The sequence below is a fragment of the Rhizobium sp. NXC24 genome, from assembly GCF_002944315.1.
Classification (GTDB): Bacteria; Pseudomonadota; Alphaproteobacteria; order Rhizobiales; family Rhizobiaceae; genus Rhizobium.
Genome location: NZ_CP024311.1, coordinates 3,123,476 through 3,137,343, shown reverse-complemented (window position 1 = coordinate 3,137,343; position 13,868 = coordinate 3,123,476). Strand labels below are relative to the sequence as shown.

12 protein-coding genes are annotated in these 13,868 nt (G+C 59.6%); 5 read left to right on the top strand and 7 right to left on the bottom strand.

All coding sequences use genetic code 11. From position 1 onward, the window contains the following. Positions 1 to 129 precede the first annotated feature (129 nt). A complete protein-coding gene (locus NXC24_RS15505) occupies positions 130 to 621 on the bottom strand; it encodes a cupin domain-containing protein (protein ID WP_104824115.1) in 492 nt (163 codons plus the stop codon). A 343-nt stretch (positions 622 to 964) separates the two neighbouring features. Between NXC24_RS15505 and NXC24_RS15500 the strand changes: the two genes are divergently transcribed. Further along, entirely contained in the window at positions 965 to 1,357 is a 393-nt protein-coding gene (locus NXC24_RS15500; protein WP_104824114.1) for a hypothetical protein, read from the top strand. A gap of 63 nt (positions 1,358 to 1,420) precedes the next feature. On the opposite strand, the gene NXC24_RS15495 is transcribed toward NXC24_RS15500, so the two are convergent. Next, the gene (locus tag NXC24_RS15495) at positions 1,421 to 1,834 is read right to left on the bottom strand and encodes a carboxymuconolactone decarboxylase family protein (protein WP_104824113.1); all 414 of its coding nucleotides are present in this window, start codon (positions 1,832 to 1,834) and stop codon (positions 1,421 to 1,423) included. Between the two features lie 242 nt (positions 1,835 to 2,076). On the opposite strand from NXC24_RS15495, the gene NXC24_RS15490 reads away from it, so the two are divergent. Both NXC24_RS15490 and NXC24_RS15485 read left to right on the top strand, forming a co-directional pair. Then, entirely contained in the window at positions 2,077 to 3,237 is a 1,161-nt protein-coding gene (locus NXC24_RS15490) for a CaiB/BaiF CoA-transferase family protein (RefSeq protein ID WP_104824112.1), read from the top strand. A gap of 42 nt (positions 3,238 to 3,279) precedes the next feature. After that, a complete protein-coding gene (locus tag NXC24_RS15485; RefSeq protein WP_104824111.1) occupies positions 3,280 to 4,557 on the top strand; it encodes an L-fuconate dehydratase in 1,278 nt (425 codons plus the stop codon). Positions 4,558 to 4,596: 39 nt separating this feature from the next. On the opposite strand, the gene NXC24_RS15480 is transcribed toward NXC24_RS15485, so the two are convergent. Beyond that, a complete protein-coding gene (locus NXC24_RS15480) occupies positions 4,597 to 6,150 on the bottom strand; it encodes a VOC family protein (protein ID WP_104824110.1) in 1,554 nt (517 codons plus the stop codon). A gap of 143 nt (positions 6,151 to 6,293) precedes the next feature. Continuing rightward, positions 6,294 to 6,521, bottom strand: coding sequence for a hypothetical protein (locus tag NXC24_RS15475; protein ID WP_199773483.1), 228 nt, complete (start codon positions 6,519 to 6,521; stop codon positions 6,294 to 6,296). 506 nt (positions 6,522 to 7,027) lie between these two features. Here NXC24_RS15475 and NXC24_RS15470 point away from each other — a divergent pair. Then, the gene (locus tag NXC24_RS15470; protein ID WP_104824108.1) at positions 7,028 to 7,237 is read left to right on the top strand and encodes a cold-shock protein; all 210 of its coding nucleotides are present in this window, start codon (positions 7,028 to 7,030) and stop codon (positions 7,235 to 7,237) included. Between the two features lie 126 nt (positions 7,238 to 7,363). Here NXC24_RS15470 and NXC24_RS15465 read toward each other — a convergent pair whose 3' ends face one another. Beyond that, entirely contained in the window at positions 7,364 to 8,818 is a 1,455-nt protein-coding gene (locus NXC24_RS15465; protein ID WP_104824107.1) for an MFS transporter, read from the bottom strand. 486 nt (positions 8,819 to 9,304) lie between these two features. Between NXC24_RS15465 and NXC24_RS15460 the strand changes: the two genes are divergently transcribed. Continuing rightward, positions 9,305 to 10,174: an NmrA family NAD(P)-binding protein gene (locus tag NXC24_RS15460; RefSeq protein ID WP_104824106.1), complete on the top strand. Its 870-nt coding sequence runs from the start codon at positions 9,305 to 9,307 to the stop codon at positions 10,172 to 10,174. 3 nt (positions 10,175 to 10,177) lie between these two features. Here NXC24_RS15460 and ggt read toward each other — a convergent pair whose 3' ends face one another. Both ggt and NXC24_RS15445 read right to left on the bottom strand, forming a co-directional pair. After that, positions 10,178 to 11,923 (bottom strand): gamma-glutamyltransferase, encoded by a 1,746-nt coding sequence (gene ggt / locus NXC24_RS15455; RefSeq protein WP_104824105.1) that lies wholly within the window; start codon positions 11,921 to 11,923, stop codon positions 10,178 to 10,180. 540 nt (positions 11,924 to 12,463) lie between these two features. Beyond that, entirely contained in the window at positions 12,464 to 13,729 is a 1,266-nt protein-coding gene (locus tag NXC24_RS15445; protein WP_104824104.1) for a glycerate kinase, read from the bottom strand. Positions 13,730 to 13,868 lie beyond the last annotated feature (139 nt).

Here is a 13,868-nt window from a genome sequence, read left to right as displayed (position 1 = left end):
AGGATCATTTGTTGTGCGCCGCACTTCTGAAAAACTCTTTTTGGCGCACCGCAGATCTAGAACTAATTTTCTATAGAGATAGTCGATTTTTGTGCCACGACGATTCCAACTGCATCGAAATTGTGCAAATCAGCGGTGGATTGGATCTTTCCAGAGCACTTCTTCCGGCTTTTCCACCGGTTCGATATCGAGATTGACGACGACGGGCTCCTGTCCGGAGCGGACAAGCACGCATTCCAGCGTTTCGTCGCGGCTGGCGTTGATCTCCTGATGCGGCACGAAGGGCGGCACGTAGATGAAGTCGCCGGGGCCGGCTTCGGCGACGAATTCCAGGTTTTCGCCCCAACGCATCCGCGCCTTGCCCTTGACGACATAGATGATGCTTTCGAGATCGCCGTGATGATGGGCGCCGGTCTTGGCGTTGGCGTGGATCGTCACCGTTCCGGCCCAGATCTTCTCGGCGCCCGCGCGGGCATGATTGATAGCGGTGGCCCGGTTCATGCCCGGCGTCTGCGCCGTATTCGGATCGAGCGCATTTCCGGGGATGATCTTGACACCATGTTCGCGCCAATCGACAGGTTCGTGGTGGTGGCCGTGATCGTGTCCATGATCGTTGCTCATGGCTGTCCTTTCGCTACGGAAGAGGCGAGTCGAGCCTCTTCCAAAGGTGAAGTATTCTGCCAGCCTATGGCGAAACCCTTCAAAAATATAGGGAATCACAGAAACTTTCGAAAGAGGCTTTTCAAGTCGAGATTAATCTATAGACTCTATCAAGTTAAATGACCGGTGGGAACATTTCGTGTTATCCCGCGTTGCGCCGGTCGGAAAATGGTTTGCCGCGCCGCTCGTCCGATCAAATGCGTTCGGGGCGCGCCAGATTCAGAAGCAGCGCGTAGGCCTCTCCGCGAGAGACCGGATAGTTTTTCAAATTATGCGCCGGACTTCCACTTGAAAGGAGACAGACATGAGCAATGCCTTGCCGCCCCTTCATGAGGGTCATGCCCCCATTACTTTGCAGCAGCTCTTCAGGGAAGCGCTCTATGCTTTCGAGGAATGGGACACAGAAGTCACTGAACCGATCGTGATGTTCGAAGGGAAGGTCGTTCCCGTGAGCGTCGTTTTCGAAGCCATGCGTGAATGCACCGATATCGTGCCCAACAACATCGTTTCGGCCGTCACCGAACGGTTGACCAAGCCCTGGGAGGGCGAAGGTCCTCTCGATACAATGACCTTTTCGACCGCTGCCCGGGTCATGGGCGTTCTCGTTCGCAAGCGTCTTCTGGTCGTCAACAATGGTGTCGATGTCGCCGCCGTTGTTGCTGCCGAGACTCAGGCGGCGGAACAGTCAGACCGGTAAGAAACGGCGCATGATTTATTGGGGAACCCGCTGGTTCGCGCCAGCGGGTTCTTTTATGCGATATCAGCGGCGGCTGACGTCAAATTCCGGATCGACGGGGATCTGCATTGCCGTCACCAGATGGTTCGTCTGTCCGGCAAGGCCGATGACGGCCAGCAATTCGCCATGCTGTGCGTCTGTCATGCCCTTTGCCCTGGCGGCGGCGGTATGGGAATGAACGCAGTAGGTGCAGCCGTTGGCGGTGGACACGGCGATATAGATCATCTCGCGAACCAGCGGATCGAGTGCGCCGTCCGCCATCATCACCGCCTTAAGCCCCTCCCAGGTACGCTTCAATAATGCCGGATCATTGGCGAGGCCACGCCAGAAATTATTGACGAAATCGGATTTTCTGACGGCGCGGATGTCATCGAAAACGGCCTTCACCGCCGGGATCGCCTCGGCTTCCGCATCGTCGAGCAATTTGACTGTCGTCATTCCCAAATCTCCTTCCAACAATCCGCATGGATGCGAACGCTATAGCGCATTTTCGCGTGGGCTTCGCTGAAGGATCGCGTGATCGCGGCAACTCTTTTCATTTGCAAAAATCATCCATATGTGAAAATACTATTCACATAAGAAAAATGCGGTGCGGGACGCAGGGGATTCGGCGGGGGAAATCTCTGTCGAAGCGGAGGTTGGCGACCTGCCGGATTGATGCGAGGGAAGCGGAAATAGTCATGGTGGTGGAGAAGGAATTGCCGCTGGCCGGCCTGGTGGTCGTGGATATGAGCCAGTTCCTGTCCGGCCCCTATTGCACCCTGAGACTGATGGATCTCGGCGCCCGGGTCATCAAGATCGAGCGGCCGGAGGGGGGCGATCTCTCGCGGCGGCTTTATCTGAGCGATAGTGAGAGCGGCGATTCGACCATTTTCCACGCGATCAACCGTTCGAAGGAAAGCCTGGCGATCGACTTGAAAAACGAGCGCGACATACAGGCGCTGCGCAAGCTGATCTCCAAGGCCGACGTCCTGGTACAGAATTTTCGGCCGGGGGTCATCGAGCGGCTTGGGCTGGACTATGAGGCTGCGCAGAAGATCAATCCGCGGCTCGTCTATTGCTCGATCAGCGGCTATGGCGGCGAAGGTCCTTGGGTGTCGCGTCCGGGGCAGGATTTGCTGGCGCAATCGCGCTCTGGTGTCATGTGGCTGAATGGCGATGAGGGGCAGGGGCCGGTGCCGTTCGGCTTGGCGATCGGCGATATGCTGGCGGGTGCGGCCGCCGCCCAGGGTATTCTGGCGGCGCTGGTGCGCCGCGGCGTCACCGGCGAGGGCGGGCTGGTGGAGACGAGCCTGCTGGAGGCACTGGTCGATCTGCAGGTGGAGGTGCTGACTGTCCACATGAACAGCGGCAACAAGCTGCCCCAGCGCTCCGGGTTCCGCAGTGCGCATGCCTATCTTTCCGCGCCATATGGCGTTTATCCCGCCACCGACGGCTATCTCGCCATCGCTATGACGCCGATTTCGAAGCTCGCCGACCTGCTCGGCATGGAGGAGCTCGCGCCCTACCGCGACGATCCGAAAAGCTGGTTTACGGCGCGCGACGATATAAAAGCGCTGATCTCGGCGCGCATAGCCACCCGCACCGTGGATGAATGGCTGGCCATTCTGGAACCGGCAGACATTTGGTGTGCCAAGGTGCTGAACTGGCCGGAACTGTTGCAGAGCGAGGGATTTGGCGTGCTGGACATGCTGCAGACGGTTGCCCGCGACGACGGCGTTTCTGTACGCACCACGCGCTCGCCGGTTCGTATTGACGGGCAGCGGCCAAAATTCGAACGTGCAGCCCCGCATGTCGGCGAGCATAATGCGGCGATCTGGGAAGAGTTCGGCCTCGGGTGAGTGTCGGAGAGATCGCCCGACGGAATTAGAAGGAGTTTTCCCATGACGCGCATCACCAACCTCCGCGTATTCGATCTGCGCTTTCCGACTTCGCAGAGCCTCGACGGCTCCGATGCGATGAATCCCGATCCGGATTATTCGGCTGCCTACGTGATCCTCGATACCGACAAGCCGGGCCTCGAAGGTCACGGCCTTACCTTTACCATCGGTCGCGGCAACGACATCTGCTGCATGGCGATCGAGGCGATGCGCCATCTGGTCGTCGGCACGGAGCTTGCCGGCGTGTTGGAAAATCCCGGCAAATACTGGCGGCATCTGACCAGCGACAGCCAGCTTCGCTGGATCGGCCCGGAGAAGGGCGCGATGCATCTGGCCACCGGCGCCGTCGTAAACGCTGTCTGGGACCTGCTCGCCAAGGAGGCTGGCAAGCCGGTCTGGCGGCTGGTGGCGGAGATGGATGCGGAGCACATTGCCGATATCGTCGATTACCGCTACCTGACCGACGTTTTAACCCGCGACGAAGCCGTCGCTATCCTGAAGAAGGCCGAGGCCGGCAAGGCGGAGCGTATCGCCACCCTGGAGCGTGAAGGTTATGCCTGCTACACGACCTCGGCCGGCTGGCTCGGCTATGATGACGCCAAGCTGCGCCGTCTTTGCCAGGAGGCAATCGATGCCGGTTTCAATCATGTGAAGATGAAGGTCGGCCGCGATCTTGCGGACGATATCCGGCGTCTCACCATCGCCCGCGAAGTGATCGGTCCCGATCGCTATTTGATGATCGATGCCAACCAGGTCTGGGAAGTGGGCCAGGCGATTGATTGGGTGCAAAAGCTCGCCTTTGCGAAGCCCTTCTTCATCGAGGAGCCGACCAGCCCCGATGATGTTGCCGGCCATCGCAAGATCCGCCAGGCGATCGGGCCGGTAAAGGTCGCGACCGGCGAGATGTGCCAGAACCGCATCATGTTCAAGCAGTTCATCGCCGAAGGCGCCATCGACATCGTGCAGATCGATTCTTGCCGCATGGGCGGGCTGAACGAAGTCCTGTCCGTGCTTCTCGTTGCCGCGAAATACGGCCTGCCTGTCTGGCCGCATGCCGGCGGCGTCGGCCTCTGCGAATATGTGCAGCACCTGTCGATGATCGACTACGTCGCCGTCTCCGGCACCAAGGATGGTCGCGTGATCGAATATGTCGACCACCTGCATGAACATTTCATCGACCCTTGCGTGATCCGCGACGCCGCCTACATGCCGCCAAGTCTGCCTGGCTTCTCGATCGAGATGAAGCCTGAGTCGATCGCCGCCTATACGTTCAAGGGGTGATCCGTCACCTGAAGGTTCCAATTACAAGAGTTGAAGCGCTCAGTTCGAGCGCTTCAACCATGCCTGGATGATCGGCACATCCGCGTCTGTCAATTCGTGGCCGTAGGGGATCGTTTGCTGGTTCATCGTCGCGCCGCCGGCATTAAGCCGTTCGGCGAGCGGTTGCGCGTGGTGTCCATAGTCGTCCTTCTCGCCAGCGATGATCAGTACATCGGCGTTCGACATGTCCGCCGGCGGCGGATCGGTCAGCGCGGCCATGGAGCGTAGCAGCACAGCGCGGCGGATGAGATGCGGCTGCAGCGACAGCATGGCATTGATGAGGTTCGCGCCGTTCGAATAGCCGATATAGACGATACGCTCGGGATCGAGGTCGTAGGCGCGGATCGCGCCATCGATGAAGGCGGCGAAGGCTTCGGCTTCGCTGGCGATGTCGGCCTGATCGAAGGAGAAGGGCGTGATGCGGCGGAACCAGCGCGGCGAGCCTTCCTCGAGCGCGCGGCCACGCACGCCGAGCAACGTTGCCCGCGGGTCGATCTTATGGGCAATCGGCATCAGTGACGTTTCGCTGGCGCCCGAGCCATGCAGCAAGATGAAGACGGTACCGTCCGGCTCCTCCGGCGTGAAGAAGCGATGCACGAACGGCAGATCGCGATAGATGACGCGCGGCTCGCCGGGCATTGAGAATTGCGGCAGGATCACGCTCAGCTCCGCCAGCCGTTCCGGTTTGTCATCGGGGGCGAACAGGCGCGTGCCGAGTGTTGCCTCGTCTTCGTCGATCAGCATGCCCGGCGCATCGGTTGCGAGTTCGAACAGGATGCGGCCGGGTTCCCGGACATAGAGCGAGCGGAAATATTTGCGATCATGCATCGCTGTCGGCCAGGAATTGATCGCCTGCAGCGCCGTACGCACCGCTTGCAGTTCGGCATCGTCGGAGGCACGAAACGCCACGTGGTCGACCGTGCCGGTTCCCGGCGCACTTGCCCAGAAACCACGGGCATCGCGGATGTCGATGATATCACCGGGTTCGGAAATGAGGCGGCTGATCGCCCCATCGACCGCTTGCAGCCGGTAGCCGAAATGCTCCAAGAGAAGCTTTTGCGTCTCCTCGGGCGTCTCGCTGAATAGCGTCGCGCCGCGAATGCGCCGGATGGCATGTTCTGGCGGGATTTTGTCGCTTGCCCAAGGTGCGGCCGATTGTAATTCACCTACGCCGACAAGTTTGATGACAACGCCATCCGGGTCTTTCAGCCGTAGAACCGGTTCGCCGAATTCCTCGGAAGGGCCTTCGGGTTTCAGCCCTGCGCTCAAGGCGCGCGTCAGCCAGAAACCGATGCTCATGGGATCGATGGCCAGCGAGATTTCGCCGACTTGTCCGACGCCGGGACGTCCCGGAGAGCCGTCCTCCCAGACAAGGAAGGTCACCAGCGAGCCCGGCGATCCGATCGCGTCGCCATAGATGAGGTGCAACTGCGTGGCGTCTTCGAAGCCGCCGGTGCGTTTGACCAGCCGTAGGCCGAGAAAGCCGGCGTAGAAATCGACATTCGCCTGCACCTTGCGAGTGATGAGCGTGATGTGGTGAATGCCGGCGACCATGACGATGCTCCAGATGGATTGTGCAATTGGTCGCTATTTAGGGCGGAAGCCTCCGCCAGTTCAATGCGCAGTCCGTGGAGGCTGTGTTCACCAAAAGCGCAACGTCCGCCTCTGAACCGTGCCAGGCACGGATCAAGTTTTGCCTATTTGGCTGCCTTGGCCGTCTTTCGTTTGGCCTTTGTCTTCGGCTCCGGTGGCGGCTGAAGCGCCTCTTTCTCGAGGCGCAGTTCCCTCAGGCGTGCCGTTTTGCGTTCGCGGGTCATCTGTTCGCTGGCGATGATTTCCTTGACGGTGGAGTCGAGCTGGCTGGACTTGACCAGCGCTGCCTCTCTCTTGGACCCGAAAAGATTGTCTTTATTGGGCGGCGCCATCTTGGCCTCCAGGGTTTGTGTCGGCGTTGGCGTTTCCTGTGGGTTTGAGCGGGTAAGCATCCGCGCCCACAAGGAGGGAGATCCATCCTGTATCGGGTGGCATTCGTATTGCTGGGAATTCCAGCGCTCCCCGGAAATAAGGCGGAATTGCCGCAATGAAGCCGGGGGGACGTAAAAAGAAAAGTGCCGATGAATCTTATATAGGACGACGCAAAAAACTCGGAAATAGCTACAAAAAGACTATTCGAATTTGATCCTCGATAAACGATAGTTTTATGTCACGCGAGTCGATTTATGCGAAATATCTAGTCATTTTCGATATTTCTGATATTTCGCCTTGTGGGGTATCCAGCCCTCAGCTATAAGCTGTGCATCGATATTGGTGAACGAACTTTGCCTCGACGCACTCTGCGCGACATTGACGAACTTCCCTCTCAAAATCGGTCTACTGCACCAGACGGTTGTCTGGATGCGATCTCTACATGAGTGATTGAAAGGTCATTGTTATGAGCACAGGTACTGTAAAGTGGTTCAATGCTACCAAGGGTTTTGGTTTCATTCAGCCTGATGACGGCGCGACGGACGTCTTCGTGCATATTTCCGCGGTTGAACGCGCTGGAATGAGCACTCTTCGTGACGGCCAGAAGATTTCCTACGAGCTTGTCAAGGACAAGCGCTCGGGCAAGATGTCGGCTGACCAGCTCGAATCCCTGTAAGGCATTGCTTTCGGTCTTTGACCATGGATGTACTGGCAAAGATCGTTGAGGCGATGAAGGAAGAGGTCGGGTTAGCCCGGCCTTTTTTGTATCTTGTTCCTGGCGAGCTTTTCGACACTCGGGGAATCAGTGTCCCCCGAGTGAATCCTCGGGCGATTTCTTGCGGTGGCCACTGATCTCCGTGCCGGCGGTGCGCGAAAAGCTGGCGTTCCAGATCACCGCGAGCAGCGCAATGGCCGTGACGACGATGAAGGCGACGGAGAAGTCGATCATCTCGGCCTTCGCATGGCCGCCGAACTGCATCGAGCCATGCAGGGCAAGAGCGGCGACGCAGATGCCGAGCGAGAGCATCAACTGCTGGAAGGTCGAATAAAAGCTGGTCGCGATGCTCATCCGGTCACGTTCGATCTCGTCATAAGCGATCGTGTTGTAGGCCGTGAACTGGAACGACATGAAGAAGCCGCAGAAGAACAGGATCACGAAGATGACAGGCAACGGCCAATTCGGCTGGAAAATGGCGCACATTCCATAGCCGAGCGTGCCAATCAGACCGAAGACGATAAGGGCGGTGCGGAAGCCGAGCGTGCGCAGGATGCGGACCTGAAAAGGCTTCATGGCCATGGAGCCGAGCGCGGTCGCAATGGCGATCTGGCCGGCTGTAGCGGCCGAAAGACCGAAGCCGAGCTGCAGCATCAGCGGGATAAGGAAGGGATGGGCGCCCTGGCTGATGCGCGTCAGCGAGCCGGCGATGACCGAGGTGCGGAAAGTCGGCACCTTCATCAGCGAGAAATCCATGATCGGCGACGGATGCTTGCGGGCATGTCGCAGATAGGCGATGCCGAACAGTAGGCCAATCGAGATCAGGAAGACGGCCAGAAAGCCTTCGCCTTCGCGGCTCGACATTTCGAAACCGAAGAGCAGCGAGCCAAGCGAGATGCCTGACAGGATGAAGCCGGAAAGGTCGAAGCGGCCATTGCGCGGCCCTTTTACCTCTTCGATGAACATCGACACCAGGATAAAGCCGATAACGCCGATCGGCACGTTGATGTAGAAGATCCAGCGCCAGTCGAGATAGGTCACGAACATGCCGCCGACGGGCGGGCCGAGAATTGGACCGACAAGCGCCGGGATTAGCAGCCAGGACATGGCGTTGACCATGTCCTTGCGAGCGACGCTGCGCATCAATACGAGACGTCCGACCGGGAGCATCATCGCGCCGCCGAGACCCTGCAGCAATCGCGCGATCACGAGGAAGAACAGGTTCGGCGCCTGCGCGCACAGAAGCGAGCCGACAACGAAAACCGCGATGGCGGATCGGAAGACGGTGCGCGATCCGAAGCGGTCTGCAATGGCGCCGCTGGCGGGAATGAAGATCGCGAGGCTGAGCAGATAGGACGTGAGCGAAATACTCATCGCTGGCGCGCTGACGCCGAAGTCTCTCGCCATGGTCGGCAGCGCTGTGGCGAGCACGGTCGCGTCAAGCTGCTCCATGAACATGGCGCTTGCTACGATAAGCGCGATTACACGAAAATTAGGTACGGCCCGCCGGGTTGGGGCGGCCTGGAAAATCTGGTCCGACATTGTCGGGGATCGCTCTCGATGGCGCGGTGGGGTCCAAAGACAGAACCGCAAGTCTGGTGACGGCGCAAAGGCCGATTGGAACGGGGCCCGGTATACTCCCGCTCACGCGGGATGACTATATCCGAATTTGCAAATCTTATTGATCGAAATGGAAAAAACGTCGCAGCCGGGCAGGAATGTCACAGCCGATGAATGCCAGATGAACAGGTGATGGCGGCAGCGGCGGTTGCATCGATCACAGTCTGTTTTCCCGCGTAAGATGGTGTGTCTCGATTGTTGATTCTACGTCATGAATAAGCTGACATAACGGCACTTAAGTCATGAGCTATCCTATTGCATGATGTTTACGAAGCCAAAGCGGGGCCTGCCATGAACATTCTCAGGAAGTGTTGCATTCGTCGCCGCGCCGCGTGATGCGGGCGATTTTTGACGGCGTACCGGCCCGCCTGACTTCCAAAACCTAACAACATCTTCAAGGAGAAGATCATGTTTGCAATCACTGCCGTCACTGGCAAGGTCGGTGGTACGACCGCACGCGCGCTCATTAGCGCTGGGCATAGGGTCCGGGCCGTCCTTCGCGATCGGGCGAAGGGCGCGGAATGGGAAAAGCTCGGCGCTGAAGTCGCCGTCGCCACCTTCGATGATGCCGATGCGCTGGCGCGAGCTTTCGACGGTACCGAAGGCGTCTTCGTCATGGCCTCGCCGAATTTCGCGCCCGATCCGGGCTTCCCGAGCGCCCGCAGGGATGCGGCGGCGCAGGCGGCCGCCATCCAGCGCGCGCAGCCGGGCAAGGTCGTGATGTTGTCGTCGATCGGTGGCCAGCGTACCTCCGGCCTCGGGCTCATCACTCAGGTTCACATGCTGGAAGAGGCGCTGGCGCCACTGACCATGCCGGTTGCCACTCTGCGGCCGACCTGGTTCATGGAGAATTCATTGTGGGATATAGCGCCGGCGCGCGCGACCGGTGAAATGCCGAGCTATCTGGCACCGCTCGACAAGCCCTATCCGATGATCGCCACCGCCGATATCGGCGCCATCGCCGCCAGGACGATGGCCGAGAACTGGACCGACCGCCGGGTGATCGAGATCGAAGGGCCGAAGCGCTATAGCCAGATCGAAATCGCAACCCTGATCGGCCAGGCCATCGGTCGTCCGGTCGTTGCCAAGCCTGTCCCGCGCGCCGAGTGGGAAGAGCGTTTCAGGGCACAGGGGGCTGCCTGGCCGGAGCCGCGCATCGAGATGATCGAAAACTTCAACTCCGGCTGGATCGATTTCGAGCCAGCAGGCGTCAACGAACATGTGGTTGCGCCGAGGCCCTTTGAAACTGTCCTGGCCGAACTCGCCAAGATCGCCTGAAGATCAGTACCCTTCAGCCAAGCCCGAGCCGGCGCGGCTATCCATTGCGCCGTTATAGCGCGCGCCGCCTCCCTCGGCGATTTGACCGAGGCTCTTGCCGCCGACGAGGATGCCGGCGGCCTGACCCCAGACCGGCCAATCGCCGCCGACCTGGACATTATAGCCCATGCCGGTCAGCAGTTTGATCGTGTCGGGAGACAGCGTGTAGGGCTCGGTATAGACCTTATCCGGCAGCCACTGATGATGTATCCGCGGTGCGTCGATCGCCTGCTGAATATCCATGCCGAAATCGATGACGTTGACGATCGCTTCGAGCGTAATGGTGATGATGCGCGCGCCGCCGGGGCTGCCGATCACCATGAAGGGCTTGCCGTCCTTGGCGACAATCGTCGGGCTCATGGAGGAAAGCGGTGTCTTCTTCGGCTGGACGGCGTTGGCCTCGCCTTGAACCAGACCGTAGAGGTTCGGTACACCCGGCTTGGCGGTGAAGTCGTCCATCTCGTTGTTGAGCAGGATGCCGGTGCCGGGTGCGACCACGCCGGCCCCGAAGGAGCCGTTCAGCGTATAGGTGACGGCAACCGCATTGCCGTCATTGTCGATGATCGAATAATGCGTCGTCTCATGGCTCTCGCCGAGGCCCTTCGGCATCAGATCCTTGGAGACGCCGGCGCGATAGGGATCGATGCTGTCGCGGATCTTCTTTGCGTAGTCCTTATCCAGCAGCTTGCTGACGGGATTGTCGACGAAATCGGGATCGCCGAGCGCGGAATTGCGATCGACGTAGGCATGGCGCATGGCCTCGACCATGAGATGCACGGTGTCAGCCGAAGCGTAGCCGGTAAAGGAAAGCGGATAGCCTTCCAGCACGTTGAGGATCTCGCAGATGATCACGCCGCCGGAAGAGGGCGGTGGTGAGGAGATGATCTCATAGCCCCGGTAATTGCATTTCACCGGGTCGAGTTCGCGGACCTTGTATTGCTCGAAATCCTCCTTGGCCAGGATGCCACCCTTATCGTGGCTGGCCTTGACGATCGCATCGGCGGTCGAGCCCTTATAGAAGCCATCAGGACCTTGTTCCGAAATGCTGGAGAGGGCCGCGCCAAGCTCCGGCTGGATCAATGTATCGCCGGTGGCGAAGGGTTTGCCGTCCCCTTTGACGAAGATTGCGGCGGTGGCCGGATCGCGCGCCAGCCATTTCTTGCCGTGGTTGAGCTCCGCGGCATCGGCCTGGTTCAGGGTAAAACCTTCCTTGGCATACCGGATTGCGGGCGCCATCAGTTCCTGGCGGGATTTCGTGCCATATTTCTCACGCGCGGTCTCGAAGCCCATGACGGAACCCGGCACGCCGACGGCGAGATAGCCGTCCGTGCTTGCGCCTTTGACGACATTGCCTTTGTCATCGAGATACATGGTCTTGGTCGCGGCGAGTGGCGCGCGCTCGCGGAAATCGAGGAAGGCTGTCTTGCCGTCCTTCAGCCGGATGGTCATGAAGCCACCGCCGCCGATATTGCCTGCGACCGGATAGACCACAGCCAAGGCATAGCCGACCGCAACTGCAGCATCCACGGCGTTGCCGCCGCTCTTCAGTACGTTGACGCCGACATCGGTCGCGAGATGCTGGGCAGTCACCACCATCCCATGCTCGGCTTCGACCGGCTGCGGTGCTGCGGCTTGAACGGTAGTAATGGAAAAGAGCCCGAAGGCAAAGATAGTGGCCGCGGATATTATCCGCTGGCGGAAATGGTACATGATGGTCCCTCCAAAATCATATTTTAGGTAAGAGAGCCTTTCGCTGCGTCTAGTGCCGCAGAGATAATTTCTGCTGCCGAATCCCGACTGGGTCGCGGCTCCGAAATCCGAACCGGGCGAAAGAAGGCAATCCGTATCGGGACGAGCAACTCGTGCTTCAGTCGATCCGGGCTAATCCGAAAGGATTAGAGTGAAGCTGTTTGTTCGATCTTTCGTATTAGCGCTTTGAAAATGTGCGGGATAAGTGCCTTCTCACGCTCGCAATAATTCTTTCATAAGGGCAGTCTACTTTAGGTAAGTCATAATCGAGGCGGAAAGTAATGAGTTGGGGGAAAATGATGGCCGTCACGAAGCTTGAGCAATGGAAGAACGAGCGCAACAGCAAACCTAAGCCGTTCGTCATTGCCCAAAAAACGCATGTCGTCGAAATCGAATGCGTCCATTGTCATCGCCATTTCTTTCGGTGGACATCGACAGCGCCGGCCTACTGGCGCTGCGAGGATTGCCCCACCAATCACTGATATCGTCCGGTCCTTTCGATCAAGCGATCAGGATGGCTCGGAAATCATTGACATTCGTTCCCGTCGGTCCGGGTACGAAGAGGTCACCGATCGCGTTGAACGCCGACCAGGCGTCGTTGTTTCTCAGCATTTCGGCGGGTACCAGCCCAGCCTTGCGCAGCCGCGCCACCGTGCTTGCATCAGCAAAGGCGCCGGCATTGTCCTCGCTGCCGTCGATGCCATCGGTATCGGCCGCCATGGCGTGGATGCCGGCGTGACTGTCGATGTCGATCGCGAGCGATAGCAGAAATTCAGAGTTTCGGCCGCCCTTGCCCTTGCCGGTCAGCGTTACCGTCGTCTCACCACCCGACAGCAACACGATCGGCTTGGTGAAAGGCCGGTTGCGATGCAGGATCTCGCGGGCGACGGCGGCATGTACATGCGCTGCCTCCCGCGCTTCACCTTCGATCGCATCGGACAGGATCGCTGCCTCGATGCCGGCCTCGCGCGCCGCTTTGGCCGCGGCTTCCAGCGAGACACCGGCCGAGGCGATGACATGCACCTCGTTGGCTGCAAAGCGCGGGTCATCTGGCCGCGGTGCATCAGCTTCCGGCTTTTCGATATGTGCCAGAACGGCGGCGGGCAGCTCGATGCGGTAGAGGCGGATGAGGTCGAGCGCTTCGGCGCGCGTGCCGGCGCCGGGAACGGTCGGACCGGAGGCGACGAGGGCCGGATCGTCGCCCGGAATGTCTGAGACCACCAGCGAGACGACCTTTGCCGGATAGGCCGATGCCGCGAGGCGGCCGCCCTTGATGGTCGATAGATGCTTGCGGATGACGTTCATCGCCGAAATCGGCGCGCCGGAGGCGAGCAGTGCCTTGTTGACGGCGATCTCGTCGGCAAGGGTAAGGGCGCCCGCCGGAGAGGGCAGCAGCGCCGAACCGCCGCCGGAGATCAGCGCAATCACCAGGTCATCCTCGGTCAATCCCTCAACCAGTTTCAACAGTCGACCGGAGGCGACGAGGCCGGCCTCGTCAGGCACGGGATGAGCGGCTTCGATGATTTCGATGTGGCGGCATGGGGTGGCGAAGCCATAACGCGTCACCACCAGCCCTTCCAGCGGTCCGTCCCAGCATTGCTCCAGGGCGGCTGCCATCTGCGCCGAGCCCTTGCCGGCACCGATGACGATCGTCCGCCCTTTCGGTTTTGCCGGTAGATGGGCGCGGATGCCGGTCAAGGGATCGGCGGCGCGGACGGCGGCATCGAAGAGGGAGGTGAGGAAGGCGCGGGGATCGGAAACGGTCATGTCGAAATCTGCCTGTCTGCGATGGGCTAGTAACCATTTGGTGACTCAACTGACGCGAACGCGCAAGGGCAGGGAACGCCAATTGTGTCCTGTGAGGGGAATCCCTATGTTTTGGGGAGCAGTTTCAACGATTATATCC

Excerpts from the sequence above, each read along its gene's own strand:
- NXC24_RS15485 (WP_104824111.1), top strand. The coding sequence starts at position 3,280 with ATGACGCGCATCACCAACCTCCGCGTATTCGATCTGCGCTTTCCGACT.
- NXC24_RS15505 (WP_104824115.1), bottom strand. The coding sequence starts at position 621 with ATGAGCAACGATCATGGACACGATCACGGCCACCACCACGAACCTGTC.
- NXC24_RS15465 (WP_104824107.1), bottom strand. The coding sequence starts at position 8,818 with ATGTCGGACCAGATTTTCCAGGCCGCCCCAACCCGGCGGGCCGTACCT.
- NXC24_RS15480 (WP_104824110.1), bottom strand. The coding sequence starts at position 6,150 with ATGGTCGCCGGCATTCACCACATCACGCTCATCACTCGCAAGGTGCAG.
- ggt (WP_104824105.1), bottom strand. The coding sequence starts at position 11,923 with ATGTACCATTTCCGCCAGCGGATAATATCCGCGGCCACTATCTTTGCC.
- NXC24_RS15460 (WP_104824106.1), top strand. The coding sequence starts at position 9,305 with ATGTTTGCAATCACTGCCGTCACTGGCAAGGTCGGTGGTACGACCGCA.
- NXC24_RS15445 (WP_104824104.1), bottom strand. The coding sequence starts at position 13,729 with ATGACCGTTTCCGATCCCCGCGCCTTCCTCACCTCCCTCTTCGATGCC.
- NXC24_RS15495 (WP_104824113.1), bottom strand. The coding sequence starts at position 1,834 with ATGACGACAGTCAAATTGCTCGACGATGCGGAAGCCGAGGCGATCCCG.
- NXC24_RS15470 (WP_104824108.1), top strand. The coding sequence starts at position 7,028 with ATGAGCACAGGTACTGTAAAGTGGTTCAATGCTACCAAGGGTTTTGGT.
- NXC24_RS15490 (WP_104824112.1), top strand. The coding sequence starts at position 2,077 with ATGGTGGTGGAGAAGGAATTGCCGCTGGCCGGCCTGGTGGTCGTGGAT.
- NXC24_RS15475 (WP_199773483.1), bottom strand. The coding sequence starts at position 6,521 with ATGGCGCCGCCCAATAAAGACAATCTTTTCGGGTCCAAGAGAGAGGCA.
- NXC24_RS15500 (WP_104824114.1), top strand. The coding sequence starts at position 965 with ATGAGCAATGCCTTGCCGCCCCTTCATGAGGGTCATGCCCCCATTACT.